The sequence below is a fragment of the Streptomyces rubellomurinus genome, from assembly GCF_000961885.1.
Classification (GTDB): Bacteria; Actinomycetota; Actinomycetes; order Streptomycetales; family Streptomycetaceae; genus Kitasatospora; species Kitasatospora rubellomurina.
In genome coordinates this window covers 40,763-65,944 of record NZ_JZKH01000023.1, presented here as the reverse complement: position 1 = coordinate 65,944, position 25,182 = coordinate 40,763, and the positions used below count along the sequence as shown (strand labels likewise).

23 protein-coding genes are annotated in these 25,182 nt (G+C 74.7%); 17 read left to right on the top strand and 6 right to left on the bottom strand.

Translation table 11 applies throughout. From position 1 onward, the window contains the following. Positions 1-351: 351 nt before the first annotated feature. The 4 genes from VM95_RS13835 (at position 352) to VM95_RS13820 (ending at position 5,614) form a co-directional block, all read left to right on the top strand. On the top strand, positions 352-3,006 hold the full coding sequence (locus tag VM95_RS13835; RefSeq protein ID WP_078859859.1) for an RICIN domain-containing protein: 2,655 nt from the start codon (positions 352-354) through the stop codon (positions 3,004-3,006). A gap of 207 nt (positions 3,007-3,213) precedes the next feature. After that, positions 3,214-4,152, top strand: coding sequence for an expansin EXLX1 family cellulose-binding protein (locus VM95_RS13830; RefSeq protein ID WP_244178757.1), 939 nt, complete (start codon positions 3,214-3,216; stop codon positions 4,150-4,152). 131 nt (positions 4,153-4,283) lie between these two features. After that, entirely contained in the window at positions 4,284-4,814 is a 531-nt protein-coding gene (locus tag VM95_RS13825; protein ID WP_045696204.1) for a SigE family RNA polymerase sigma factor, read from the top strand. Next, positions 4,811-5,614, top strand: a complete 804-nt coding sequence (locus VM95_RS13820; RefSeq protein ID WP_045696201.1) for a hypothetical protein — start codon at positions 4,811-4,813, stop codon at positions 5,612-5,614. Before VM95_RS13825 ends, VM95_RS13820 begins: the two co-directional genes overlap by 4 nt. 127 nt (positions 5,615-5,741) lie before the next feature. Here the strand turns inward: VM95_RS13820 and VM95_RS13815 are convergent, their stop codons facing one another. From VM95_RS13815 to VM95_RS13805, 3 genes are all read right to left on the bottom strand, one after another. Then, the gene (locus VM95_RS13815) at positions 5,742-7,763 is read right to left on the bottom strand and encodes a PTS fructose transporter subunit IIABC (protein WP_045696199.1); all 2,022 of its coding nucleotides are present in this window, start codon (positions 7,761-7,763) and stop codon (positions 5,742-5,744) included. A 106-nt stretch (positions 7,764-7,869) separates the two neighbouring features. Continuing rightward, positions 7,870-8,841: a 1-phosphofructokinase gene (pfkB, locus tag VM95_RS13810; RefSeq protein WP_045696197.1), complete on the bottom strand. Its 972-nt coding sequence runs from the start codon at positions 8,839-8,841 to the stop codon at positions 7,870-7,872. Then, positions 8,838-9,599 carry a DeoR/GlpR family DNA-binding transcription regulator gene (locus VM95_RS13805; RefSeq protein WP_045696194.1) on the bottom strand — a complete coding sequence of 254 codons (762 nt, stop codon included), beginning with the start codon at positions 9,597-9,599 and terminating at the stop codon, positions 8,838-8,840. The genes pfkB and VM95_RS13805 overlap by 4 nt, the downstream gene beginning before the upstream one ends. A gap of 335 nt (positions 9,600-9,934) precedes the next feature. On the opposite strand from VM95_RS13805, the gene VM95_RS13800 reads away from it, so the two are divergent. Together VM95_RS13800 and ptsP are read left to right on the top strand one after the other, a co-directional pair. Beyond that, positions 9,935-10,207, top strand: a complete 273-nt coding sequence (locus tag VM95_RS13800; protein ID WP_045696192.1) for an HPr family phosphocarrier protein — start codon at positions 9,935-9,937, stop codon at positions 10,205-10,207. Next, positions 10,204-11,862 carry a phosphoenolpyruvate--protein phosphotransferase gene (gene ptsP, locus VM95_RS13795; protein ID WP_045696191.1) on the top strand — a complete coding sequence of 553 codons (1,659 nt, stop codon included), beginning with the start codon at positions 10,204-10,206 and terminating at the stop codon, positions 11,860-11,862. The genes VM95_RS13800 and ptsP overlap by 4 nt, the downstream gene beginning before the upstream one ends. Before the next feature lie 152 nt (positions 11,863-12,014). Here the strand turns inward: ptsP and VM95_RS13790 are convergent, their stop codons facing one another. Then, positions 12,015-12,608 (bottom strand): hypothetical protein, encoded by a 594-nt coding sequence (locus VM95_RS13790; RefSeq protein WP_045696189.1) that lies wholly within the window; start codon positions 12,606-12,608, stop codon positions 12,015-12,017. Positions 12,609-13,083: 475 nt separating this feature from the next. Between VM95_RS13790 and VM95_RS13785 the strand changes: the two genes are divergently transcribed. Then, a complete protein-coding gene (locus VM95_RS13785) occupies positions 13,084-13,812 on the top strand; it encodes a hypothetical protein (RefSeq protein WP_052707358.1) in 729 nt (242 codons plus the stop codon). 112 nt (positions 13,813-13,924) lie between these two features. Here VM95_RS13785 and VM95_RS13780 read toward each other — a convergent pair whose 3' ends face one another. Next, a complete protein-coding gene (locus VM95_RS13780) occupies positions 13,925-14,137 on the bottom strand; it encodes an MbtH family protein (protein ID WP_045696187.1) in 213 nt (70 codons plus the stop codon). 568 nt (positions 14,138-14,705) lie between these two features. On the opposite strand from VM95_RS13780, the gene VM95_RS13775 reads away from it, so the two are divergent. The 9 genes from VM95_RS13775 to VM95_RS13735 all read left to right on the top strand — a co-directional run bounded on the left by VM95_RS13775 (position 14,706) and on the right by VM95_RS13735 (position 22,959). Then, positions 14,706-15,608 carry a hypothetical protein gene (locus tag VM95_RS13775; RefSeq protein WP_063773498.1) on the top strand — a complete coding sequence of 301 codons (903 nt, stop codon included), beginning with the start codon at positions 14,706-14,708 and terminating at the stop codon, positions 15,606-15,608. Positions 15,609-15,824: 216 nt separating this feature from the next. After that, positions 15,825-16,352 (top strand): hypothetical protein, encoded by a 528-nt coding sequence (locus tag VM95_RS13770; protein ID WP_208615448.1) that lies wholly within the window; start codon positions 15,825-15,827, stop codon positions 16,350-16,352. 74 nt (positions 16,353-16,426) lie between these two features. Beyond that, positions 16,427-16,924, top strand: a complete 498-nt coding sequence (locus VM95_RS13765) for a hypothetical protein (RefSeq protein ID WP_045696185.1) — start codon at positions 16,427-16,429, stop codon at positions 16,922-16,924. A gap of 174 nt (positions 16,925-17,098) precedes the next feature. After that, complete coding sequence (locus tag VM95_RS13760; RefSeq protein WP_244178756.1) at positions 17,099-17,566, top strand: MarR family winged helix-turn-helix transcriptional regulator; 468 nt, start codon at positions 17,099-17,101, stop codon at positions 17,564-17,566. 26 nt (positions 17,567-17,592) lie between these two features. Next, positions 17,593-19,014: an MFS transporter gene (locus tag VM95_RS13755; RefSeq protein ID WP_045696267.1), complete on the top strand. Its 1,422-nt coding sequence runs from the start codon at positions 17,593-17,595 to the stop codon at positions 19,012-19,014. Positions 19,015-19,144: 130 nt separating this feature from the next. Then, a complete protein-coding gene (locus VM95_RS13750) occupies positions 19,145-19,438 on the top strand; it encodes a DUF1330 domain-containing protein (protein WP_045696183.1) in 294 nt (97 codons plus the stop codon). A gap of 194 nt (positions 19,439-19,632) precedes the next feature. Then, positions 19,633-20,865: a glycosyltransferase family 4 protein gene (locus tag VM95_RS13745; protein WP_078859857.1), complete on the top strand. Its 1,233-nt coding sequence runs from the start codon at positions 19,633-19,635 to the stop codon at positions 20,863-20,865. After that, entirely contained in the window at positions 20,862-22,097 is a 1,236-nt protein-coding gene (locus tag VM95_RS13740) for a glycosyltransferase (protein ID WP_078859855.1), read from the top strand. Before VM95_RS13745 ends, VM95_RS13740 begins: the two co-directional genes overlap by 4 nt. Next, positions 22,072-22,959, top strand: coding sequence for an SGNH/GDSL hydrolase family protein (locus VM95_RS13735; protein WP_045696181.1), 888 nt, complete (start codon positions 22,072-22,074; stop codon positions 22,957-22,959). The genes VM95_RS13740 and VM95_RS13735 overlap by 26 nt, the downstream gene beginning before the upstream one ends. Before the next feature lie 3 nt (positions 22,960-22,962). Here the strand turns inward: VM95_RS13735 and VM95_RS38855 are convergent, their stop codons facing one another. Continuing rightward, the gene (locus tag VM95_RS38855) at positions 22,963-24,951 is read right to left on the bottom strand and encodes a WD40 repeat domain-containing serine/threonine protein kinase (protein ID WP_167352921.1); all 1,989 of its coding nucleotides are present in this window, start codon (positions 24,949-24,951) and stop codon (positions 22,963-22,965) included. Here VM95_RS38855 and VM95_RS43250 point away from each other — a divergent pair. Beyond that, positions 24,950-25,174, top strand: coding sequence for a hypothetical protein (locus VM95_RS43250; protein ID WP_167352920.1), 225 nt, complete (start codon positions 24,950-24,952; stop codon positions 25,172-25,174). The genes VM95_RS38855 and VM95_RS43250 overlap by 2 nt on opposite strands. The last annotated feature ends 8 nt before the right edge of the window (positions 25,175-25,182 follow it).

Below are 25,182 nucleotides of genomic sequence, written 5' to 3'. Positions count from 1 at the left end.
GGCGAGGTGCGTTTCCGGCCCGGTCGGACTTCAGCGGGCCGGCAGCACCAGGACGAGCACGACGAGGGCCGGCCGACACCTGACCGGTCGTGCGGCGGGAGTGCCGGGGCAGGTGGACCGACATGTTGTTCAGGCGCCGGCCCAACCGTCGAGGCGGAGTGCCTCAGGGGCGCGCACACGTCCGCCGGGAAGTTCCTTCGACCGTGCGGCAACCCTTCCGCCCACGGCGGCAACTGACGGGTGACACCGAGGGCGAGACGCCCACGGGTCGTCCGATCCGCCGACCGCCGTCGCGCCCCGCCCGCCGTGGCGGGAGCGCGTCGGCGGGGCCGAAGCAAGGAGTAGCCCCCCATGAACGAGACGGATCCCGCGGCGAACGGCCGCGGTCGGCGGCGCGCCCGCCCGGCCGCCGGCGGTGTGCGGCGTCCCCGTGGGCGTCACCGCCGGCGCTGGACCACGCTGGGCCTGGCCCTGGGCGTGCCCGGCGTGCTCGGCCCGTACCTGCTGTTCGTGCAGGCCGACTCCAGGGCCGCGTCGGTGGATCCCGACGCCTACTACACGCTGGTGTCCGTCCGCAGCGACAAGGCGCTGGACGTGCCCGGGGCCGACACGGCCGACGGCGCCTGGATCCGGCAGATGAACCCCGCGGCCGGCGCCGCGAGCCAGCAGTGGCGGCTGCGGCTGACGGGGGACGGCTCCTACGAGCTGGAGAACCGCGGCAGCCACAAGGTCCTCGGGGTGCGCGGGAACTCCGCGCAGTCCGCCGCCGCGATCGAGCAGCAGACCGACCACGCCGCCCCCGCCCAGCAGTGGCGGATGCGGGACGTCGGCGACGGCACGGTGACCTTCGCCTCCGGCGCCAGCGGCCTGGTGCTGGACGTGTGGGGCGGCGGCAGCGACGAGGGCGTGCCGCTCATCCAGTACGCCGACCACGGCGGCTCCAACCAGCGGTGGCGGCTGGTCAAGGTGGCCGGCGCGGGCGGGTACACCTGGCACAACGCGCAGATCGTCGGCGGCGGGTTCGTCACCGGCCTGGTCTTCAACCCCTCCCGCAAGGACCTGCTGTACGCCCGGACGGACATCGGCGGCGCCTACCGCTGGGACGCGGCCGCCGGGCGGTGGACCTCGCTGACCGACTGGATCGGCGGCGGCGACTGGAACCTGCTCGGGATCGAGAGCCTGGCCACCGACCCGGTCGACCCGAACCGTCTCTACCTGGCCAGCGGCACCTACACCAACGACTGGGCGGGCAACGGCGCGATCCTGCGCTCCACCGACCAGGGCCGTACGTTCCAGCGCACCGACCTGCCGTTCAAGCTCGGCGGCAACGAGGACGGCCGCTCCATGGGCGAGCGGCTGGTGGTGGACCCCTCCGACAACCGCACGCTCTACCTGGGCACCCGCAAGAACGGGCTGTGGCGCAGCACCGACTACGGCGCGACCTGGAGCCAGGTCGGCGGCTTCCCCGTCAAGGACGGTGCCAGCAGCGGGGTCGGCCTGTCCTTCGTCACCTTCGGCCCGGCCGGCAGCAGGACGATCTACGTGGGGGCGGCCGACAGGTCGGCCTCGCTGTACCGCTCCACCGACGGCGGCGCCACCTGGCAGGCCGTCCCCGGGCAGCCGACCGGCCAACTGCCGCAGCACGGCGTGCTGTCCGGCGACGGCTCGCTGTACCTGACGTACACCGACGCGCCCGGCCCGAACGGGGTGACGGCCGGCTCGGTGTGGAAGTACGCGCCGTCCACCGGGGTCTGGAGGAACGTCTCGCCGTCCAGCGGCGGTTACGGCTTCGCCGGCCTGGCGGTGGACCCGCAGCACCCGGCCACCGTGATGGTCAGCACGCTGGACCGCTGGTGGCCCTCCGACGAGCTGTACCGCTCGACCGACGGCGGCGCCTCCTGGAAGGCGCTGGGCGCGAGCTCGCAGCGGGACGACTCGGCGGCGCCGTACGTGGGCACCGGCATCGGGCACTGGATGGGAGCGCTCACCATCGACCCCTTCGACTCCGGGCACGTGCTGTACGGCACCGGTTCGGGCATGTGGGGCAGCACCGACGTGACGGCGGCGGACAGCGGGCGCCCGACGCACTGGAACATCCCGGCCAAGGGTCTGGAGGAGACCGCGACGCTCGCGCTGGTCAAGCCGCCCGGCCAGCCGCTGATCAGCGCGCTCGGCGACGTCAGCGGGTTCCGGCACGAGGACCTGACGAAGGTCCCCGCCAAGGCGCTGAGCGGGCCGCTGTTCACCAACACCACCGGCATCGACTTCGCCCAGCGCAGGCCGGAGTTCGTGGTGCGGGTCGGCCTCGGCGGCGCGCAGCACGGCGCCTGGTCGGGCGACGGCGGAGCGAACTGGGCGCCGTTCGCGACGGCGCCGGTGGGCGACGCGGGCGGCGGGTCGGCGGCCGTCTCGGCGGACGGCGGCACCGTGGTGTGGACCCCGGCGGGCCGGGCGCCGTTCCTGTCGACCGACCGCGGCGCGTCCTGGTCGGCGGTGTCCGGCCTGCCCAGGGACGCGGCGGTGGTGGCCGACCGTTCGGCGGCGGGCACCTTCTACGCCCTCAGCGGCGGCACCCTGTACGCCTCCACCGACGGCGGGTGGCACTTCGCGGCCCGGGCCACCGGGCTGGGCGACGGTCAGCTCAGGGCCGTCCCGGGTGTCGCCGGTGACCTGTGGATCGCCGGCGGGGGCAACGGGCTGCGGCACTCCACCGATGGCGGGGCGAGTTTCCGCAGGCTCGACGGCGTGGCGCAGGCGGGCGCCGTCGGCTTCGGCAAGGCCGCGCCCGGTGCCGGCTACCAGGCCCTCTACCTGAGCGGGAAGGTCAAGGGCGTCACCGGCCTGTTCCGCTCCACCGACGGCGGGTCGACCTGGACGCGGATCAACGACGACCAGCACCAGTTCGGCGGGAGCGTCATCAACGTCGTCTCCGGCGACCCCGACGTCTACGGCCGGGTGTACCTGGGCGGCTACGGGCGCGGCGTGGTCTACGGCGACCCGTCCTGACCGGCCCGGGCGGAGGTTGGCGGCGCGGAGCCGCCCACCTCCGCCGGTTCCGAGAAACCTGCGCCGGAGCGGCAACCTTTCCGCCTCCGGCGACCACTGGTCGGTGCGAGGTCGATTCGACCCTCCGCAGTCGAGCTACCGAAATGGACGGGAATGAAGGCAACGAAGCATGCCGCCCCACCGCCGAACCGCAGGCGTGGGCTGGTCATGGGCATACCGTTGGCGCTGGTGGCGGTCGGTGTGCTGGTCCTCCTGGCCTTCGCGCTGCTGCCGGGCGGCGGGAGCGGCGGGGCCGGCGGGGCCTCGGCGGAGCCGGCCGCCGCCTCCGTCGCGGCCACCGAGCCGGGCACACCGCCGGCCACACCGCCGGGCACCGGCACCCCGACCGGCCCCACGCCCTCGACGGCACCGCCGTCGGCCGCCTCCCCCTCGCCCTCGGCCACTCCCACGCGGCGGCCGTCGGCCACCCCGTCCCCCTCGGCCGCCACCAGCAGCAGTGCCCGCACCGCTCCGGCGCCCGCGTCCCTGAGCGGGCGGATCAAGCCCGGCGCGAGCTACCAGGGCGTCGCGACGTCCTACGACGCCGCCGACGGCAACGGCGCCTGCTCGTTCGGCCCGTCCGACGACCTCATGGTCGCGGCGATGAACCACACCGACTACGAGACGTCCAGGGCGTGCGGGGCGTCCGTGCTCGTCCGCGCCGCCAACGGCGCGAGCATCACGGTGCGGATCGTCAACGACTGCCCCCTGCCCTGCGCGCCCGGGCAGCTCGACCTGAGCCACGAGGCCTTCGCCAAGCTCGCGGACCTCTCGGTGGGGCGCCTGCCGATCACCTGGACGCTGCTGAGCCCGGGCACGGCGCCGGACACGATGTCGATCCGGTACAAGGTCGGATCCTCCCAGTGGTGGTGCGGGCTCCAGGTGGTCGGTCACCGGAACCCGGTGGCGGCCCTGGAGGTCCGGACCGGGGACGGCTGGCGGCAGCTGACCCGCACCGACTACAACTACTTCCTCTCGCCGGACGGCACCGGGTGCGGCGGGGCGATCAGGATCACCGACGTCTACGGGGAGCAGCTGACCGTCGACGGGATCGCGGTGAAGCCGGACGTCGTCCAGCCGACCCGCGTCCAGTTCGCCCGGCATTGACCGCGCCGCGGGTCGGGCGGGGGGCGGCGGTCGCCGACCGGGGCGACCACCGCCCCGGCCCGGAACGGCGCGCTGCTAGGCTCATGCCGCTTGTTAACGCTCACATTGCAGGGAGAGGGCGACCGGGGCACATGCTCCTCGATGACGCGTCCGCGGAGTTCCACGACTTCTTCGAACGCCACTACGCCGAACTCGCCCGTCTCGCCCACCTCCTGACCGGCGAGACGGACGCGGCCGACGACCTCGCCGCGGACGCCCTGGTCGCGCTGTGGCAACGCTGGGACCGGCTCCGCGCGGCCGACCACCCCCTCGCCTACGCCCGCGGGGTGGTCGCCAACATGGCCCGGGCCCGGATCCGCAGCGCGGTCCGCGAGCGGCGCCGCGTCCTGCTGTTCTGGTCCCGCAGCCCGGAGAGGACCTCCGGGCCCGACGTCGCGGCCGTCCTGGACGTCCGCGAGGCGCTCGCCCGACTGCCGTTCCGCAAGCGGGCCTGCGTGGTGCTGCGGCACGCCTTCGACCTGTCGGAGAAGGACACCGCGGCGGCGCTCGGCATCTCGGTCGGTACGGTGAAGAGTCAGACCTCGAAGGGGATGGCCGAGCTGGAACGCGCACTCGGCGCACGAGCGGTCGGCGAACTGGCGACAGGAAGGAGGAACCGGTGAACGAGCACGAGCAGATCGCCCAGCAGCTGCGCGAGGCCGCCGAAGCCCACCAGCCCGACCGCGCGAGGATGCTGGCCCGCATGCAGCGCGGAGCGGCCGGTCCCGCCGTCCGCCACCGCACCCGCTCGGGCCTGCGGTCGTGGCCCAAGGCCTCGATCGCCGCCCTGGCCGCCGTCGGCATCCTGGCCACCGGCACGCTCGCCGTGGCGGCGGTGTCAGGACTCGTCCAGACTCCGACGCCGCCGGCCACCACCGCTCCGGCCACCCCCTCCCCCGCGGTCACGCCGACGCCGACCCCGTCCGCGCCTGCGCCTGCGGCCACCGCCGCCCCGGCGCCGGCCCCCGCCACCGCCGCCGCCGCCGCCGCGACCAGCCCGCGCCCGGCCCCGTCCGCCGGCAACCGGGCCCAGAACGGGCCGCTGTGGTCGGAGGGATCGGTCGACCCGCACAGCACCGTCTACTGGGGCCAGGACAACCTCCTCCTCAGGACCGCCCAGCCGCTCACCTCGCTCACCGTGGAGCTGCGCGTCGCCCAGACCGGTGACGTACGGGACACCGGCACCTGGCGGACCCTGCCGGCCGACGACTTCACCGTCACCGTCCAGGAGTCCGGCGGCGCGCTGGTCTACCGCTGGGTCCTCAAGCCGGGCCGCACGGTACCGGCGGGGCAGCACGAGTTCGCCTGCCAGTTCAACCACGCCACCGGCGTGCGCCCGGCAAGTGGCGACGGCTACCGGGTCGAGGCCCAGTCGGCGGGCGGCGCCGCGTCCGTCTCCGGAGGCCTCGCCCCGGCCCGGTGAGCGGCCGGCCCAGCATCCGGAGGCCGCGTGGGGTCCTCCGCCCCGGACACGGCCAGGGCGCCCGCTCCGAGGAGCGGGCGCCCTGAACCGGCGGGGTCGTCCCGGCCGTACCTCACGGGCCGTCCGGTCAGGCGCCGACCAGCACCTTCCCGTCGACGGCGGAGTCCGCGTCAGCCGCGGCGGTGCCCTTGCGCATCCCCTTGAGCAGGACGACCACCGCCGTGGTGACCACCGTGCCCGCCACGACCGCGACCAGGTACAGGAACGGGCTGCCGATCAGCGGGAGCACCCAGATCCCGCCGTGCGGCGCGCGCAGGGTGGAGCCGAAGGCCATCACCAGCCCGCCGGCCGTCATGCTGCCGACGATGTTCGCCGGGATGACCCGCAGCGGGTCCGCCGCCGCGAACGGGATCGCGCCCTCCGTGATGAACGAGGCGCCGAGCACCCAGGCCGCCTTGCCGTTCTCCCGCTCCTCGGGACTGAACAGTCCCCGCCGGACGACGGTGGCCAGGGCCATGCCCAGCGGCGGGGTCATCCCGGCGGCCATCACCGCGGCCATCACCTTGAGGCTGCCGGCGTCCGGGGTCGTGCCCGCGGTGGTGAGCGCACCCGCCGCGAAGGTGTAGGCGACCTTGTTGAGCGGACCGCCCATGTCGAAGGCCATCATCGCGCCGAGCAGCAGGCCGAGCAGGATCGCGTTGGAGCCGGAGAGGCCGTTCAGCCAGTCGGTCAGGCCGCGCATCGCCGAGGCGATCGGCGAGCCGACCAGCACGAACATCAGGAAGCCGACCGCCGCCACCGACAACAGCGGGATCACCACGACCGGCATGATGCCCCGGACCGCGCGCGGCACGTTCAAGCGGATCATCCACAGCACCAGGAAGCCCGCGGCCAGGCCCGACACGATGCCGCCGAGGAAGCCCGCGCCGACCGCCACCGAGACGGCGCCGCCCGCGATGCCGGCGGCCAGTGCCGCCCGGTCGGCGACCGCCCAGGCGATGTACCCGGAGAGGATCGGGACCAGGAAGCCGAAGGAGGTCCTGCCGGTCTGGAACAGCATCGCCGCCCAGCTGTGCGAGGACGTCCAGTCGAAATGGCCCAGCACGGACGGCGCGGAGGCGATCCGGTACCCGCCGATGGCGAAGGCGAGGGCGATCAGCAGGCCGCCCGCCGCGACGAACGGGATCATGTAACTGACGCCCGTCATCAGGTACTTGCGCAGCCGCTCGGCCCAGTGCCCGGCCGACGACGCGCTCGCCGGTGAGCTCCCCGCGGCGGCCGGGGCGGCGGCACGCGCCCCGCTGCCGGCCTCGGCGACGAGTGCGGCGGCCTGCGCGACCAGGTCGTCGGCGCGGTTGACGGCGGCCTTCACGCCCACGTCCACGGTGGGCTTTCCGGCGAAGCGGGCGCGGTCCCGGACCTCGACGTCGTGGGCGAGGATGACCGCGTCGGCGGCCGCGATCACCTCGGGGGCCAGCACCGTCGTCCCGGCCGAGCCCTGGGTCTCGACCTGGATCCGTGCGCCCGCCCGGGCGGCGGCCAGTTCGAGGGCCTTGGCGGCCATGTAGGTGTGGGCGATGCCGGTCGGGCAGGAGGTCACCGCGACCAGCCGCAGCCCGCCGTCGGCGGCGGGGTCCGGCTCCGGAACGGCGGCCGTTTCCCCAACAGCGACCGTTCCGGGAGCGGCGGCCGGCGCCTCCTCGCCGTTGACCAGGGCCGCGACCGCGCCCGGGCTCGCGGCATCGCGCAGGGCGCCCGTGAACGCGGGGTCCATCAGTCGCCGGGCCAGCGCGGCGAGGATCTGCAGGTGGGCGTCGTCCGCGCCGGCCGGTGCCGCGATCATGAAGATCAGGTCGGCGGGCCGACCGTCCGGGGCGTCGAAGTCCACGCCCCTGGTGCTGCGGCCGAACGCCAGGCTCGGCCGCGTGACGTGGGCCGACCTGCAGTGCGGGATGCCGATCCCGTCTCCCATCCCGGTCGGGGCCTGGGCCTCGCGGGCGGCCACGTCGGCGAGGAAGCCGTCGAGGTCGGTCACCCGGTCCTCGGCGACCAGCCGCTGGGCGAGCGAGCGGAGGGCTTCGCCCTTGTCCGCGGGGGCGAGGTGGAGATCAACGAGTGCGGGTGTGATCAGTCCGCTGGTGTCGTTCATCGTGTCGGTCCTTCGACTGGTGCCTGACAGTGTTCCCTTGCCCCCGGGAATGGCCGCCGTTCCGTCCCACACGGTCGGGCGGGGTGCCTCCGGCTGGAGGCGGCTCTCAACCGCGAAGCGGTTGTTCGAGCGGGATGTCCGCCGTCACGGCCACGGCGGCCGGGTCCAGATCCGCCGGGGTCGGCATGGCGCTCCCCGGCAGTTGCACGGCGGCGGCGCCGTGCGCCAGGGCCGCCGCCAGCGCCCCGGGGCCGGTGCCGCCGGCTCCGAGGAAGCCCGCGAGCGAGGCGTCGCCCGCTCCCACGTCGCTGCGGACGACGGCGACCGGCGCGCTGCCGTACCAGCTGCCCTCCTCGGCGATCAGCAGCATCCCGTCCGCCCCGAGGCTGGCGAGGACCTGCTGGGCGCCGCGCTCGCGCAGTTCCCCGGCCGCGGCCACGGCGTCGCCGACGGTGGCGACCGGACGGCCCACGGCCTCGGCGAGTTCCTCCCGGTTGGGCTTGACCACGTCGGGGCGCGCCGAGAGCGCGGCGAGCAGGGCGGCGCCGGAGGTGTCGAGCGCGATCCGGGCACCGCCCAAGTGCACCTGCGCGACCAGCTCGGCGTACCACTCGGGCTCCAGGCCGCGCGGCAGGCTGCCGCAGCAGGCCAGCCAGTCGACGCCGTCGCCGGCGCCCTGCCCGGTGCCCGGCCCGGTCCGCTGGGTGTCGCGGACGAGCGCCAGCAGCGCGGCCGACTCGGCGGCGCTGAGCTCCGGGCCCACCGCGTTGATCTTCGTGAGGCTGCCGCCGTCCTCGGCGATCGAGACGTTGATCCGGGTGTCGCCCGCGATGGCGACCGCCGCGACGTCGATCCCCTGCCGGCGCAGCAGGTCGGAGAGCAGCCCGCCGGACAGCCCGCCCAACGGCAGGACGGCCGTGGTGCGGTGGCCCGCGGCGGTGAGCGCGCGGGAGACGTTGACGCCCTTGCCGCCGGGATCGAGCCGGTCGTGCACGGCCCGGTTGACCTCGCCCGGTGTGAGCGTTCCCACCTCGTAGGTGCGGTCGAGGCTGGGGTTGGGGGTGATGGTGACGATCATGCGCGGATGACTTCCGGTCCGTGGTTCTCGATCTCGGCGGCCTGCTCATCGGTCAGTCCGGTGTCCGTGACCAGGACGTCGACCTGGTCCAGCGAGCCGAACCTTGCGAAGTGGCGGGCGCCGTACTTGGAGGAGTCGGCCACCAGGACGACTCGGCGCGCACCGGCGAGCATGGCCTTCTTGACGGCGGCCTCGGCGAGGTCCGGTGTCGACAGGCCGCCCTCCGGGGAGAAGCCGTTGGTGGCGACCACCGCGACGTCCGCGTGGATGTCGGCCAGGTCGCGCAGCGCCCAGGCGTCGACGGCCGCCTGGGTGCGGTGGCGCAGCCGCCCGCCGACCAGGTGGAGGGCGAGCGCGGGGTGGTCGGCCAGCCGGGCCGCGACGGGGAGGGCGTTGGTGACGACGGTGAGCGCGCAGTCCACGGGCAGCAGCCCGGCCAGCCGGGAGACGGTCGTCCCGGCGTCGAGGATCACGCTGCCCTCACCGGGCAGCAGGGACAGGGCCGCCCTGGCGATGCGCTCCTTCTCCGCCGCGGCCGTGGAGTCCCGTTCGGCCAGACCGGGTTCCAGGTGCAGGGCGCCGACGGGCAGCGCGCCGCCGTGCACCCGGTGCAGCAGGCCGGCCCGGTCCAAGGCGCTCAGGTCACGCCGGATGGTCTCCTGCGTGACGCCGAAGTCCTCGGCCAGCGTCTGCACGTCCACCCGGCCCTGCTCCTGGGCGAGGTGGAGGATCTGTTGCTGCCGCTCGGGAGCGTACATGTGGGATTGGATCCGTTTCATGTCCGTTTACGCCTGGTTGCTGGAGTGAAGCCTGACCATACGCGCTTCGGACGGAAAAGCAAGAGCTCGTTCCGCCTCTCGCCCAGCTCTCGTCCGCTCCGTGAAATATGCCCGAACGTGTTGACATCTCCGCGCAAACAGGCATAGAACCAACCGAAACAACTCGCTAACGGGCGTGAAACCACAGAATGCCCAGCCCTCGCGACTGCCCCCGTACCGCGAGGACCAGGGACCCACCACCGTGGCCCACTCCCCCGGCCGACCCGGCTCCCACCCGGGTCGGCACCCCTCTCCTCCTCTCCCCAAGGACTCCCATGCACTCGATCCAGGTCACCGTCGGCTCCAGCAGCGGTCTGCACGCCCGACCGGCGTCGATGTTCGTCCAGGCCTCCGCCCGACAGCCGGTCAAGGTCACCGTCGGCCGCCCCGGCCAGCCGCCGGTCGACGCCCGCAGCCTGCTGTCCGTCCTCGCCCTGGCCGCCCGCCACGGCGAGGTCCTGGAGCTCACCGCCTCCGGTGACGGAGCCGAGGACGCCCTCAAGGCGCTCGCCGACCTGCTCGCCACCGACCTCGACGCAGCGGCATGACCGAGCTGATGCGCGGGATCGGCGTCGGCACCGGCAGCGCGGCGGGCCCGGTCGCCCGCATGGCTCCCCCGGCCCCGCTGCCCGCGCCGCGGGCCGTCACCGACCCGGCGGCCGAGGCGGCCGCGGTCCGCGCCGCCCTCGGCGCGGTCGTCACCGGCCTGGAGGAGCGCGCCGCCCGTACCAGCGGCACCGGGGCCGAGGTGCTCGCCGCCCAGGCGATGATGGCCGCCGACCCGGTGCTCGCCGACCGGGCCGCCGAGCTTGCCGAGCAAGGCACCGACGGCGCCCACGCGCTCACCACCGCCTTCGACGGCTTCCGCGCCGAACTGACCGCCGCCGGCGGCTACTTCGCGGAACGCGCCCCCGACCTGGCCGACCTGCGCGACCGCGCGGTGGCCCAGCTGCTCGGCCTCCCCGTGCCCGGCCTGCCCGACCCCGGGCACCCGTACGTCCTGGTCGCCGACGACCTGGCACCCGCCGACACCGCGCTGCTCGACCCCGAGCGGGTCCTGGCCCTCGTCACCGTCCACGGCGGCCCGACCAGCCACACGGCCATCCTCGCCAAGGCACTCGGCGTGCCGGCCGTGGTCGGTTGCGCCGAGGCCCTGGGCCTGGCGGACGGCCGACTGGTCCTGGTGCACGGCGCGGACGGGCTGGTCGAGCCCGACCCGGCTCCGGAGGCGGTCGAGCGGGCCACCGCGCGCGAGCGCCGTCGCCGCGAGCTGCTGGCGGGATTCCGCGGGCCGGGCCGGACCGCGGACGGCCACCCGGTCGCGCTGCTGGTCAACCTCGGCGCCCCGCACGAGCTGGCCGGCGCGGCCGCCGCCGACGCCGAGGGCGTGGGCCTGTTCCGCACCGAGTTCCTCTTCCTGGACCGCGCCGAGGCGCCGGGCCCCGCCGAACAGGCCGCCGCCTACCGGCAGGTCTTCGCGGCCTTCGCCGGCCGCCGGGTGGTCGTCCGCACCCTCGACGCGGGCGCCGACAAACCGCTGCCCTTCGCCACGGCCGCCGACGAGCCGAACCCGGCCCTCGGCGTCCGCGGCCTGCGGACGGCCGCCCGCGATCCGCAGCTGCTGGAGACCCAGCTCGCCGCGATCGCCGAGGCCGCCCGGGACAGCACCGCGCAGGTCTGGGTCATGGCCCCGATGGTGTCCGTCCCGCGCGAGGCCGCCGCGTTCGCCGCCCGGGTCCGCGCGCACGGCCTGCCGACCGCCGGCGCGATGATCGAAGTCCCGGCGGCCGCCCTGCGGACGGACCGGCTGGCCGAGTCCTGCGACTTCTTCAGCGTCGGCACCAACGACCTGGCCCAGTACGCCTTCGCGGCCGACCGCACGCTCGGCAGCCTCGCCGAGCTGCTCGACCCGTGGCAGCCCGCGCTGCTCGAACTGGTCGCCACCGCCGCCGCCTCGGCGGCCGCGCAGGGCCGTCCGATCGGCGTCTGCGGCGAGGCCGCCGGCGATCCGGCACTCGCCCTGGTCCTGGTCGGCCTCGGCATCACCAGCCTCTCCGCCGCGCCCGCCTCGCTCCCCGAGGTCCGGGCGGCGCTCGCCGCCCACACCCTCGCGCAGTGCCGCGCGCTCGCCGAACTGGCCCTGCGCGCCGACGACGCCGACACCGCGCGCGGCCAGGTCCGGTCGAGCATGTCGGCACGCTGACCGGTCGGTCGCCGAGCGACCGGCGCTCAGCGACCGACCCTCAGAGACCGGCGCTCAGCGACCGACCCTCAGAGACCGGCGCTCAGCGACCGGCCGGCAGCAGCGGGCGATCCGGCGGCCTGGCGGGCCGGCGCCGGGTGAGCGTTCGGCCGTCAGCGCCGGCGGCCGAGCCTGATCAACAGCTGCTTCGCCTCGGCGTCGTCGAGACCGAGAGCGGCGGCGACGTCGTCCAGGTCCATGTCGTACCCGACGTCCCGTGCGGCCCTTTCCACGGCCCGCTGGACGACCACCTCCGCCTTGCGGGCCGCCCGGACGGCGGCGAGCGGGGAGGACGCCCTCAACGTGTCGATCTCCTCCTCCAGTTGCCTCAGCAGACAGGCGACGGTCTCCGGCAGCGGCAGGGTGGAGCGGTCGACGTCCTCAAGGTGGTCGTCCCAGTCCTGCTCGCAGAGCTCCGCCACCGGGTAGCCGGCCACGTCCAACTCCTCCTCGCCGAACTCCTCCCAGTCCAACCGCCGTTCGGGACCGGACCAACCGCACGCACACACCGCGCGCAGCGCCGCCGCCCGCGGGCGGCCGTGGCGACCGTCGTAGACGCTCCACTGCGAGACGGAGTGCCCGTCGCCGCCGCTCATCATCGAGAAGTACACCGGCCGGGGAACGCTGCCGTCCGCCACGAGCACGCCCGCCCAACCCCGGTGCGAGCCTCCGAACTCCACCGAGGTCCACGTCTCCCGGTCACCCACAGCACACCTCCAGCGCCACGGCCCGAACCCGGCGTCCCCCGATCAGCCGGCGACGCCGGCACCGACGATCCCGCAGCGGCCACCCCCGCACCACCGAAACGGCCGAACTCGACCCGCTCCGGGCGTCCTGGCGAACCCGCGTGCGAAGCCGGGGCGGGGTCCGGTAGCGTGCACGGAGGAGTGCCGGGAAGCCTGGTCGGCGAACAAGGGACACGTGTGTCCGCGGGCCGGTCCGGGGGTGGTGTGCGTGGCGCTCGACGCGAGGTCCGCCGGCACGCCGTCGACCCGGCCCCCTCGGGCCCTGCGCACCGTCCACCGGGCTTCAGTGGGCTCCGGACAGATTCCGAGAACCGAAACACCGTCCGGCGTTCCCGCCGCCCGGTGCCGTCCGACCCCGCAGGGGGGCGGGGCGGCACGCCCCGGCGACGGCGACCCGGGCGTTCCGGCCACGCACCGGACCGGGGGGAGAACCACCGTGACCCACCGTCCCTCACCATGGACCCGCACCGGCGGCGCGCTGCTCGCTGCGACGGCGCTCGTCCCGGCAGCGGCCGCCTGGTACGTCTTCGCCGTCCGGATGCCGGACGACGCCGAGCGGTCCCGCTCGTACTCGGCCGCCGCGACCTGCCCGGCCGGAAGCCCCGGCACCGCCGTCGAGGAATGCGTGCGCACCGTGCCGTTCACCGTCAGCGGCACGGTCCTCCAGCACAAGGACCGGCTGGCAACGCTGGACGGCGCGCCGGCCTGGAGCGGTACGGTGCGGTTCGGCAACCCCGGGCCGCTGCTGGAGGACCTTAAGCCCGGCGACCGGGTGGACGGCACGGTGTGGCGCGGCCAGGTGATGCGCCTGGAGCGGGCCGGCGTCGCGCAGGCCACGGTCGACGAACCCCGCGACGAGGCGCAGCTCATCGCCGGGCTGGGCACTGCCGTCGCGCTGCTGGCGGTGCTCGCCGCCGCCCTGGGCGTACGCCTGGTCACCGGCCGACCCACCGCCCTCGCCCTCGCCCGGTCGCTCCTCTTCTGGACGGTGTTCTCCTGCGTCCTGCCCGCCGTGCTCGCGTTCTGGGTCGGCCTGCCGTGGTGGACGGTTCCGGTCGCGGGCGTCCCGATCGCCCTGTTCGCGGCGGAGACGGCGCGGCGCCTGCACACGGGGAAGGTCCCGGGGGAACCGCAGGGGTTCGTGGCCGGCCGTCTGCCTGCTTGACCTCACCACCAGCTGCGGGGAGCCCCCGCCCGCTCCCAGCGGGCGGGGGGCCCGGGCCCCGGTCCGCGTGGGGTCGGACCGGGGCCCGGGCCGCCGTCAGGTGGTGTGCGGGTCAGGCGCTCATCGCCTCGACGAGGCTCTTCGGGCGCATGTCCGTCCAGTTGGTGTTGATGTGCTCGATGCAGGCCTCGCGGCTCTCCTGGCCGTGCACGACGGTCCAGCCGGCCGGGACCTCGGCGAAGGCGGGCCACAGCGAGTGCTGGTTCTCCTCGTTGACGAGGACGTAGTAGGAGGCACTGTCGTCCTCGAACGGGTTGGTCGCCATGATCGATCGGGCTCCTGTCGGTTGGTCGGGTAGGTGCGGATGGGACGGATGAAACAGGGCCGACGTCCGCCGACATCGGCCCCGCTGGACGCCGCAGTGGCGGCCGCCGTGCGGTGGCGTCCTGCGGAGACGAGCCCGGGCAGCCGGCCGATGATGACGGGCACTCCGACCCCCAGGGGGGCCGTCACCGGTCTCCAGGGAATTCACAAAGAAATCGCCGGTCGGAATTCTGGCGATTCCCAGCAGGGCCGGACAAGCCGTTCTGCAGCTAACTGCCAGGAATTCCCGGACGCCCGGTCAGATCGGCGGCGCGCGCGGCCCGGGTGAACTCCCGCGATGCTCCCGCGCCACCGGATGCTCCACTCGCCTCAGCGCACACCGGCCGCCGACGCCTCCAGCCGGACCGGGCTCGCTCCGGCCTGCCCCGGCCCGGTGGCGTGGACCTCTGACTCGCGCCGGAATTTCCGTTATCCGCAGTGCCCGTCGACGGTCTCCCCTTGCAGAAAGGCCGAGTTCGCTCGGCCCCGGACGGCGCCCCGGTGGCGCGCTCGCTACGGGAGACCTGCCGATGACCGCTTCTCGCCCTCGTTCCTTCTCCCGGGGCTGGCTGCTCGCGTCCTGCGTGCCCACGTTGCTCGTGCTCGGGATGGCCGTGTCCGTCCCGTCCGCCTCCCCGCGTTCCCCGCAGGTCGCGACGGCGCAGGTGCCGGAGATGCCGGAGATGCCCGGGATGGCACACGCGGCGGGAACCTCCCAGGGCCTCGCCCGCGGCCTCGCCGCCGAGCAGGACGGCTACCGGCTGGACGCCGCCACCTGCAGCGTCCCGGCCGGGCGGCCCACGGCCTACCGATTCACCATCACCGGACCGGACGGCACTCCCGTCACCGACTTCGCCGTCCACCAGACCAGGAAGCTGCACTTCTACGCGATCCGCACCGACCTCACCGGCTTCCAGCACCTGCACCCGGGCCTGGCCGACGACGGCACCTGGACCGCCGATCTCGCCGCCCTCGCCCCGGGCACCTGGCGGCTGTACGCCGACTTCATCCCGAACACCGGCCCCCACGCCCCGGAACTCGTCCTCAGCCGCACCGTCACCGTGCCGGGCCGGGCCACCCCGACGCCCCTGCCCGCCCCGACCGACAGCACCACGGTCGACGGCTACACCGTCACCCTGCACGCCCAACCGATGGCCGGCGCCCACCAGTTGACCGCCACCGTCAGCCAGGACGGCCGCCCCGTCACCGACCTCCAGCCCTACCTGGACGCCTACGCCCACCTCAGCGCCTTCCACGAGGGCGACCAGGCCCTCGCCCACCTCCACCCCGCCAACACCGTCAACGGCGACCACGGCGGCCCCACCCTGACCTTCCAGGCCCTGCTCCCCGAGCCCGGCAACTGGCACGTCTTCCTCCAGTTCCAGACCGCCGGGCAACTGCACACCGCCGAACTCACCCTGCACGTCGACTGAACACCCCGGCGCCACCACCACACACCGCCGGGGGCTCCGCGCACCGACAAGCTGCCCAACGTCCTGGCAACCCGTTGGTCGAGCCGAACGTCGCCAGGGTCGCGAGCTGTTCGCTCGCCATCACCGAGTACCGCCAGCTACGAACGTCGGCAGCCATCCCATGGTCCGTTGGATATTCGTTGGCGAGGTCAGGAAGTGGTTGCGAGCATGCACGGCATGTTGTCGCTGAAACTGAACGACGCCGCGGTTCGGCTGCTGGGAGTGCTTGCCGGACTCGTCCCCACGACACCGCCCGGAGGACTCGCACCGGGTCTGCGGGATCAGCTTGCCGCCGGGATCAGCCGCCGTGGACAGGTGCTCACCTGGGCCGACTCTGTCGGGAACTCCGATGACGCTCCCTCGTTCTTGGGGGACCTCACCGGCTGGGAGTGCTACGACAGTTCCTTCCATCTGGAGGACCTCGTGCCCGTTCATGCAGCTCTCGTCGATGGCACTCCGCATATCACGGAGGACGATCAGCAGATCCTGCTCCTCCACGGCATCGCGTTCGCCTTGGAGTTCGGCCAGCTCGTCTACGGGCTCGAGCAGCCCAGCCCGGTGCGCTGCATCGTCGCCGCGAACGAGACCAATGCGACGTTCAGGTTCCACCAGATCCGGTCCGGCGAGTTCTGGAACTACCCCGGGCTCGACAGGTACCAGCTGGAGAAGATGGTCGTGATCGACTTCGAACCCGATCGGACCTGAGGTCGCGATCACCGGGGACCTCCCCGACTCCATCGAGTTGACGAGGGGCGGAGACGATCGACAGCGTTGCCCGCATGACGACCAAGGAGTGGCTCAACACCGAGTCCGCGCTGCAGCCGGATACGGAACTCTTCAGAAGCGGCCGCAGGTTCGTGCTCTGCGCCTACGCCGACAGCCACGGCCAGCTGCTGTTGCGCAGCCACGCGGACCTGGATCGCTCTGGTGGCCCGACCAACACCACGATCGACCTGCTGTTCAAGCCTGCTGGACTCTTGAAGATTCGGGACGTCTACGACGGTCTGGTCATCCGATGCGCCACGGCCCAGGAGGCCGAAGGCATTCGAACCACCCACCCCAGCTTTCGTTTCTCCCGCGATGACCGGGTCTTCATGCTGGAGAGCAAGGGCGAAATCGACTACGTCGTGGCCATGGCCGTCGGCTGGCGCGAGGGCGTCCTGTCGCCCACTCAGCAGAGCTTCTTCAACGACATCGACGCCGGCAGGCCTCGCTGGCCCAGCCAGCCGTTGTTCAGCGCCGGCCCGGCTTCAACCTCACCTCCGCCCGGGCCATGATCGCGCCCAAAGTCTCGGACTGCTGGATCGAGACCCTCCCGATCGCCCTGTGAGACCCGCTATCGGGACGAAGCCACGCACATGACCATCAGCGACCGGTGGCGGGCGTCGGGGTGCGCCGAGCCCCGAGCGGAGATGCATAAAGGATTCATATAAAACTGCTATGCTTCTAGCATGAGCCGCCGAGACGCCGCGCACGGCGCTTCCGATGCCATCGGGTCAGCCCTCTACGGTCTGGCCACCAGGGCCGTGAGGCGCCTTCCCCGCGACCTGAGCCTGACGTCCGCCACCACCTTGGCCACCCTGGACAGGGCCGGCCCGGGGCGGATCACCGATCTGGCGGTGGCCGCGGGCGTCACCCAGCCCGCGATGACCGTCCTGGTCCGGGCGATGGAGGAATCCGGGCTGGTGGAGCGGAAGGGCGATCCGTCCGACAAGCGGGTCACGCTGGTGTGCCTGACCGAGGCCGGCGCGTCGTACGTCCGGACGCGGCACCGGGCGGGCGTCGACGCGTACGCGCGGTTGATCGACGAACTCTCCGATGACGAGGTCGCGGCCTTGACGGCAGCCCTTCCGGCGCTGCTGCGCCTGGCGGAGCTCGACGGCCTCGAAGGCCGGGCCCGAGAGGAGTCGGACCGGTGACCGCGGCCCGGGCTCACGAGCAGCCCATGAGCACGGACCCGATACGTTCCGGGGCACGTCCGCTGGTCCCCGCCCTGATGTTCGTCGCCCTGGTCGTGGCGGCGGTCGGCAGCCTCGGGACGCCGCTCATCACCAGCGTGGCGACCACGTTCCACGTCTCCCTCGACAGCGCGCAGTGGACGCTGACCATCGCCCTGCTCAGCGGCGCCGTCGCCACACCCGTCCTCGGCCGGCTCGGAGCCGGTCCGCACCGGCGGGCCGCGATCCTCGCCACGCTGGCGATCGTCGTCGGCGGTGGCGCGCTCACCGTGCTGCCATTGCCGTTCGCCTGGCTGCTCGTGGGCAGAGCGGCCCAAGGCGTCGGACTCGGTCTCACGGCACTGATGATGGGTGTGGCCCGCGACCATCTCCCCGAGGAGCGCGGCGCGGCCACGATCGCCCTGATCTCGGTGGTCTCCGTCATCGGCGCCGGCGTCGGCTACCCGCTGGCCGCGCTGCTCGCCGAGTTCGGCGGGCTGCGGGCCGCCTACGGCCTCGGCCTGCTCGTCACCGCCCTCGCCTTCGTGACCGCGTGGCGCTCCGTGCCCGCGGCTCCCGAGGGCCGCTCCGCCCACGTGAACGTGGCCGGTGCCCTCGTCCTGGCGGGCGGACTGCTCCTCGTCCTGTTCCTGGCGGGCGAGAGGAGCCTGTGGAGCCGACACCTCGCCGTGGCGGCGGCCCTTGCCGTCGCCGCCGTCCTCCTGCTCTGCGTCTGGACCGTTTCGGAACTGCGGACCACGACGCCCCTGATCGACGTCCGGGCGGTACGGCACCCGGCGGTCGCCGGGGCGAACCTCGCCATGTTCGTCGGCGGGATCGGCATGTACCTCCTGCTCACGCTCATCACCCGCTACGCGCAGACGCCGCACAGCGCCGGCTACGGGTTCGGACTGACCACCTTCGTGGCGGGGCTGGTCCTCATCCCGTTCTCCGCGCTGGGGTTCGTCGCCGGCAGGCTCACACCGCGGGTCCGCGAGCGGATCGACGGCCCCCTGCTCCTGGCCGGCAGCGCCGCCATCGTCGGCGGCGGGTTCGTCCTGTTCGCCGCCGCCCGGTCGAACCTGGCCGAACTGCTCGTGGCCATGGGCGTGTTGGGCTTCGGCGTCGGCAGCTTCTCGGCCGCCGTGCCCGGCGTCATCCTGGCCGTCACCCCCAAGAACGAGACGTCGAGCGCTATGAGCTTCAACTACGTCGTCCGCAGCGTCGGGTACTCCCTGGGCAGCGCCATCGGCGGTCTGGTCCTGGCCGCCGGCACCGCGACGGGCCGTCTCTTCCCGAACGACGACGCCTACACGACCGCGGCGCTGGTCGGCATCGCCGCGATGGCGATCACGACGACGGCCGCCCTGGCCCTCGCCCGCCGACGCTCGCCCGAGACCCGTCGAAGCCGTCCGGCGCCGACGCCGTAGTCGTCGGCTCGCTGACCCACCGCGCGCCGGCCACGGATCCGGGCATGCATCCGAACGTCGATTCCGAGCGTCAATTCCGATCGTCGATTCCGAACACCGATTCCGAACACATCCGAACACAGGAGGTACCGTGGCCAAGGGCTACTGGGTCAGCGTCTACCGCACCATCGCGGACCCCCAGAAGGTTGCCGCCTACGACGAGCTGGCCCGTGCAGCGGTCAAGGCCTCGGGCGGGCGGGTGCTCTCCCGCGGCAGCCGGGTCGTCGCACACGACGCCGGGATCGCGGAGCGCACCGTCCTGGTCGAGTTCGACAGCTTCGAGGAGGCGGTCGCCGCACGCGCGAGTGCGGCCTACCAGGAGGCGCTGGCCGTACTCGCCGACGGCGTCGAGCGCGACTTCCGCATCGTCGAAGGCCTCGACTGACGACCGATGCCGCGTCGTGAGCGCGTCCTGCTGGTCGACGACCGGCCGCTGATGCCGGGACCGATGCTCGGGAAGGGCAGGCGGCCGCCGGACACCGGGCGCGCGGGTGGGGCGGTGCAAATCGCCGACGCACGTTCGCTTGTACGACAGATCCCTTTGGCCGGGTGCACGCCGGGCCTGGACAGAACTGCGGCATGCGCGTCGCCATCGTCACGGAATCCTTCCCGCCCGAGGTCAACGGAGTCGCCCACAGCGTGCTGCGGACGGCCGAGCACCTGGTCCGCCGGGGTCACCAGCCCCTCGTCGTCACCCCCGCCCCCGCGCGGGGCGCCCAGTGCCCGCCGCAGAGCTTCGGCGGCGGCGCCGAGGCGGCCGAGATCCCCGTGGTGCACATCCCGTCGATGCCGCTGCCCGGGTACCCGCAGGTGCGGATCGCCCTGCCGAGTCGGCGGCTGCACGCCGCGCTCGCCGCGCACCGGCCGGACGTCGTCCACCTGGCCAGCCCGTTCGTGCTCGGCGCGCGCGGCATGCAGGTCGCGACCCGGCTCGGGGTACCGGCGGTGGCCGTCTACCAGACCGACCTGGCCGGGTACGCGCACGCCTACCGGGCCGGCCGCGGGCTCGGCGAGGCCGCCGCCTGGCGGCGGATCCGGGCCGTGCACGCGGCCGCCGCGCGGACCCTGGCGCCGTCCACCCCGGCCGTGCAGGACCTCACCGCGCACGGGGTGCCCCGGGTGCGGCTGTGGCCGCGCGGGGTGGACTCGGTGCGCTTCCACCCCGGGCACCGGGACGAGGCGCTGCACCGGGCGCTGGCGCCGGGCGGGGAGGTGCTGGTCGGCTACGTCGGACGGCTGGCGCCCGAGAAGCGGGTCGACCTGCTGGCGGCCGCCTCGGCGCTGCCCGGGGTGCGGGTGGTGGTGGTCGGCGACGGGCCGTCCGCGCCCGCGCTGAAGGCCGCCATGCCGGGCGCGGTGTTCCTCGGCAGACGCACCGGCGAGGAGCTGGCGCGATGTTTCGCCTCGCTGGACGTCTTCGTGCACACCGGCCCGCTGGAGACCTTCTGCCAGACCATCCAGGAGGCGATGGCCAGCGGGGTGGCGGTGGTCGGCCCGGCCGCCGGCGGCCCGCTCGACCTGGTCGCGCACCACCGCACCGGCCTGCTGGTGCCGCCCCGGGACGGCGCCGCCGTCGCCCGGGCGGTCGCCGAACTCGCCGCCGACCCGGTGCGGCGCGCCGCCTACGGGCAGGCCGGGCGAGCCGAGGTCACCGCCCGTACCTGGGAGGCGGTCGGCGACCTGCTGCTGCGGCACTACGCCGAGGTGATCGCCGAGCACCGGGGGCTGCCGCTGCCGCCCGCGCCCCCGGCGGCCGACGCGCCGGCGCTGCCCGCCGAGCCGGAGGGACTGCCGGAGGAGCTGCCCGCATGAGCACGGAACCGGGTACGCCCGGCGGGCCGCTGACCATCGTGCGGCTCGCCAACTTCGTCACCCCCGTCTCCGGCGGCCTGCGCACCGCGCTGCGCCACCTCGGCGCCGGGTACCGGGCCGCCGGGCACCGGCCGGTGCTCATCGTGCCCGGCGAGCGGCGCAGCGAGGAGCGGACCGAGCAGGGCCTGGTGGTCACCCTGCCCGGGCCGGTGCTGCCGGCCAGCGGCGGCTACCGGCTGCTCGCCGACCGGCGGGCCGTCGCGGCCGAGCTGACCCGACTGCGCCCCGACCGGCTGGAGGTCTCCGACCGCACCACGCTGCGCTGGACCGGCAGTTGGGCCCGGCGGCACGGCGTGCGCGCGGTGATGGTCTCGCACGAGAGCGCCGCCGGGGTGCTGCGCACCTGGGGCGTGCCGCCCACGCTCGCCGGCGCGGCCGCCGACCGGCTCAACGCGGCCACGGCGCGGGCGTACGACGCGGTGCTCTGCACCACGGACTGGGCGGCGGCCGAGTTCCGCCGGATCGGGGTGCCGAACCTCGTCCGGGCCCCGCTGGGGGTGGACCTGGCCGCGATGCGGCCGCTGCCGCCCGCCGTCCGGGCCGCCGAACGGGCCCGGTACGCGCGGCCGGAGGAGGCGCTGCTGGTGCTCTGCTCGCGGCTGTCGGCGGAGAAGCGGCCGGAGCGGGCGATCGAGGCGCTGGCCGCGCTGCGGGCCCGTCGGGTGCCCGCCGTGCTGGTGGTGGCGGGCACCGGGCCGCTGCGGGCCCGGCTGGCGGCGCGGGCCGCCCGGCTGCGGCTGCCGGTCCGCTTCCTCGGGCACCTGGGCGAACGGGCGGCGCTGGCGCGGCTGTTGGGCTGCGCGGACGCGGTGCTCGCGCCCGGCCCGGTGGAGACCTTCGGGCTGGCCGCGATGGAGGCACTGGCCTGCGGCACGCCGGTGGTGGTCTCCCGCTCCTCGGCACTGCCCGCGCTGGTCGGGCCGGCCGGGCTCGCGGCCGCCGACACCGGGGAGGAATTCGCGGGCGCCGTACGGGAGTTGCTGGCTCGGCCGGAGCCGGTCCGGCGGGCGGCGGCCCGGGAGCAGGCCGAGCGGTACGGCTGGCCGGCGGCGGTCGCGGCCTTCCTGGCCGCACACCGGGCGCCGAACCGCGTGGCCGCGGACGGGGGTTGCACGGACGGGAGTGGCACGGACGGGGGTTACGGGGATGAGCGTACTCGACACCGGGTGTGACCGTACGGCCGACGACGGTCGCCGGGCGGCCGGTGAACTGCGCCGCTTCGTCGCCCTCGGCGACTCCCTCACCGAAGGCGTCGGCGACCCGGTCGGCGAGGGCTGGCGCGGCTGGGCCGCCGTCCTGGCGCCCGCGCTCGCCGCCGACGAACACCCGGTGGAGTTCACCAACCTGGCCGCCAGCGGCGCCCTCACGAAGGACCTGACGGACCGTCAACTCCCGGCGGCCCTCGCCCTTCGCCCGCAGCTGGCAGCCGTGCTCGTCGGCGGCAACGACACCCTGCGGGCCGGCTTCGACATCCACCGCAGCACCCTGGCGCTGGACACCGTCCTGGGCGAACTGTCCGGCCACGGCGTCCGGTTGCTCACCGCCTGCCTGCCCGACCCGGGCACCCTGCTCGGCCTCCCGGCCGCCCTGGCCCGGCCACTGGCCCGGCGGATGCGGGCGGTCAACACGGTGGTGCACGCCCTCACCGACCGCCACCGGGCGATCCACCTGCACCTCGTCGACCTGCCCTGGCTCGCCGAGCGCCGCCTCCTCAGCGCCGACCGCCTCCACCCCAGCGCCGAGGGCCACCACCTGATCGCCCGCCACTTCCACCAGCTGCTCGCCGACGCCGGACACCCCCTCGGCCCGCCACCGGCCGCCACCCCCGCCGAACCCCCGCCCGGCCGCGCCGCCGACCTCTGGTGGATGGCCACCCGGGGCACCCGCTGGCTCGCCGCCCGCAGCACCGACCTCCTCCCCGGCCTCCTCGCCCTCGCCGCCCTCGAAGCCGCCACCCGCCTACGCGGCACCACCGCCCACCACGACGACCGGATGGCCCGTGCAACCGCCCGGGCCCTGGCCTCCCTGGGGTAGCCGCTACCCGTGGGAGGTGGGCAGGGGCAGGGAGTACAGGCGGACGGTGGCGTCGTCGCCGTCACCGACCGCGAGGGTCCGGCCGTCCGGGCTGAACGCGGCCTGCGGAGGGACGGACTCCCAGACGCCGGCGGTCTTCGAGAGGGCCAGGGTGTCGGTGAGGGTGCGGGTGGCGGCGGACCACAGCTGGACCTCGGCGTGGAAGTCGACGGTGGCGATGGTGCTGCCGTCCGGGCTCGGGACGATGCAGGTGATGCCGGACCCGCCGAGGACGGTGGTCGCGGCGCCGCCCGGGCTCGTGGACCGGAGTCCGTCCCTGCCGGGGCTGCCGGTGAGGACGGACTTGCCGTCCGGGGTGAACGCCACCACGTTCATGGTGCTGTCGAGGCTCGCCAGGTGGACGAGCGTCGCGCCCGCGCTCGGGGTCCAGAGCCGCAGGACCTTGTCCTCGCCGCCGAGGGCGAGGGACGTGCCGTCCGGGCTGAACGCCACCGACGTCTGCCATGGCGTCTTGACGGTGACGGCGGCCTTGAGCGCGTGGGTGGAGGTGTCCGACAGCATGAGCTGGTTGTCGATGGAGGTGGCGACCGTCCTGCCGTCCGGGCTCAGTGCCTCGAAGCTCCCCGCCTCCGGGGGGAAGGTGCCGGTGTTGGCACCGGTCCCGGCGTCCCAGACCTGGACGCCGCGCCGCTGGTAGCCCGCCCCGGTGACGAGGACGTGGTCCGGGCCGAACGCCAGGCTGCGCACCTCGTCGAGCTTGGTGGTGAGGGTGGCGGTGACGGCCCGGGTGGCGGTGTCCCAGATCCGGACGGTGCCGTCCGCGCAGCCTCCGGCCAGGAACCGTCCGTCACGGCTGTACGCGAGCGACATCACGCGGGCGGTCGCGCCGGTCAGCGGGGTCCACGACGGCGGGGGCGCGGTCTTGTCGCCGCCGAGGCCCCGGGCCAGCAGGAAGCCCGCGCCCGACAGGGCGGCGACGCCGGCCAGGCCGCCGAACAGGACGCCACGCCGGCTCGGGCGCCGTTCGGGCGCCTCGCCCGAGGGAGCGGGAGCAGGGGCCGGAGCGGGAGCCGTCCGGGTCGGCAGGGAAGCCACCCCGAGCGGTAGGGTCCCGGCCCCGGCCCCGGGCGCGGGCGCGGGCGCGGGCGCGGGCGCGGGCGCGGGCGCGGGCGCGTCGGTGCGCAGCGCCCGCAGGCGCAGCGCCGTGGCCTGCGCGTCGGGGCGCGACGCCGCGTCCTTGGCGAGGAGTTCGGCGATCAGCGGGCCGAGCGGCCCGGCGTGCGGCGCGGTCGGCACGGGCTGCGTGAACACGGCCGTGATGACCGCGGTCAGGGTCGGCCCGTCGAACGGCGGGCGCCCCTCGACGGCGGTGTACAGGGTGGCGCCGAGCGCCCACAGGTCGGCCCGGGCGTCGACGGGCCGGCCCTCCAGCTGCTCCGGGGGCATGTACTGCGGGGTGCCGATGAGGGCGTTGGTCCCCGTCAGGTGCTGGGTGGCGTCGAGGAGTCGGGCGATGCCGAAGTCGGTGATGACCAGGCGGTCCCCCGCCACCAGCACGTTGTCGGGCTTCAGGTCGCGGTGCACCACGCCGGCGGCGTGCGCGTGGGCGAGGGCGGCGGCGATCTCGGCGCCGATCCGCGCGGCCCGCTCCCAGCCGAGCGGCCCTTCGCCCTTGATCAGCCGGGCGAGCGACGGGCCGTCGACGAACTCCATCACGATCCACGGGGCACCGCCGTGCTGCACCACGTCGTGCACCGTCACGATGCCCGGGTGGCGGAGCCGGGCCGCGGCGCGCGCCTCCCGTTCGGTGCGCGCGATCAGCTCGGCCCGCAGCTCCGGGCTCTCGGTCGAGCGCAGCAGCACCTCCTTGACGGCGACGACCCGGTCCAACAGTTCGTCGTGGCCCCGCCACACCCGCCCCATACCGCCCTGGCCGATCACCTCGACCAGCCGGTACCGCCCGCCCACAAGCTCTCCCGCTGTGCCTGTCATGCCCGCTACCTTAGCCAGGCGCCGCCCTCGGCCGACCGCCCCCGCCGGCCCCGCGCCGGCCGTGCTCGACTGGGGGAAGACCCTCACCGCGCTGATCGTGGTCGGGCTGGTCAAGGATCCGGCCTCGCCCGACCCCGTCCCGGACCGGCACATCGTCAGACAGGAGCCTCCGGCCGGCATCGCGGCGCCCATGGGCGCCACGGTGCTGGTGACGTACGGGTGAGCCCGCGG

Excerpts from the sequence above, each read along its gene's own strand:
- ptsP (WP_045696191.1), top strand. The coding sequence starts at position 10,204 with ATGACCGAGCTGATGCGCGGGATCGGCGTCGGCACCGGCAGCGCGGCG.
- VM95_RS13805 (WP_045696194.1), bottom strand. The coding sequence starts at position 9,599 with ATGTACGCTCCCGAGCGGCAGCAACAGATCCTCCACCTCGCCCAGGAG.
- VM95_RS13830 (WP_244178757.1), top strand. The coding sequence starts at position 3,214 with ATGGGCATACCGTTGGCGCTGGTGGCGGTCGGTGTGCTGGTCCTCCTG.
- VM95_RS38855 (WP_167352921.1), bottom strand. The coding sequence starts at position 24,951 with ATGACAGGCACAGCGGGAGAGCTTGTGGGCGGGCGGTACCGGCTGGTC.
- VM95_RS13755 (WP_045696267.1), top strand. The coding sequence starts at position 17,593 with ATGAGCACGGACCCGATACGTTCCGGGGCACGTCCGCTGGTCCCCGCC.
- VM95_RS13815 (WP_045696199.1), bottom strand. The coding sequence starts at position 7,763 with ATGAACGACACCAGCGGACTGATCACACCCGCACTCGTTGATCTCCAC.
- VM95_RS13800 (WP_045696192.1), top strand. The coding sequence starts at position 9,935 with ATGCACTCGATCCAGGTCACCGTCGGCTCCAGCAGCGGTCTGCACGCC.
- VM95_RS13835 (WP_078859859.1), top strand. The coding sequence starts at position 352 with ATGAACGAGACGGATCCCGCGGCGAACGGCCGCGGTCGGCGGCGCGCC.
- VM95_RS43250 (WP_167352920.1), top strand. The coding sequence starts at position 24,950 with ATGCCCGCTACCTTAGCCAGGCGCCGCCCTCGGCCGACCGCCCCCGCC.
- VM95_RS13745 (WP_078859857.1), top strand. The coding sequence starts at position 19,633 with ATGCGCGTCGCCATCGTCACGGAATCCTTCCCGCCCGAGGTCAACGGA.
- VM95_RS13735 (WP_045696181.1), top strand. The coding sequence starts at position 22,072 with ATGAGCGTACTCGACACCGGGTGTGACCGTACGGCCGACGACGGTCGC.
- VM95_RS13760 (WP_244178756.1), top strand. The coding sequence starts at position 17,099 with ATGAGCCGCCGAGACGCCGCGCACGGCGCTTCCGATGCCATCGGGTCA.
- VM95_RS13775 (WP_063773498.1), top strand. The coding sequence starts at position 14,706 with ATGACCGCTTCTCGCCCTCGTTCCTTCTCCCGGGGCTGGCTGCTCGCG.
- VM95_RS13780 (WP_045696187.1), bottom strand. The coding sequence starts at position 14,137 with ATGGCGACCAACCCGTTCGAGGACGACAGTGCCTCCTACTACGTCCTC.
- VM95_RS13740 (WP_078859855.1), top strand. The coding sequence starts at position 20,862 with ATGAGCACGGAACCGGGTACGCCCGGCGGGCCGCTGACCATCGTGCGG.
- pfkB (WP_045696197.1), bottom strand. The coding sequence starts at position 8,841 with ATGATCGTCACCATCACCCCCAACCCCAGCCTCGACCGCACCTACGAG.
- VM95_RS13825 (WP_045696204.1), top strand. The coding sequence starts at position 4,284 with ATGCTCCTCGATGACGCGTCCGCGGAGTTCCACGACTTCTTCGAACGC.
- VM95_RS13765 (WP_045696185.1), top strand. The coding sequence starts at position 16,427 with ATGACGACCAAGGAGTGGCTCAACACCGAGTCCGCGCTGCAGCCGGAT.
- VM95_RS13770 (WP_208615448.1), top strand. The coding sequence starts at position 15,825 with ATGTTGTCGCTGAAACTGAACGACGCCGCGGTTCGGCTGCTGGGAGTG.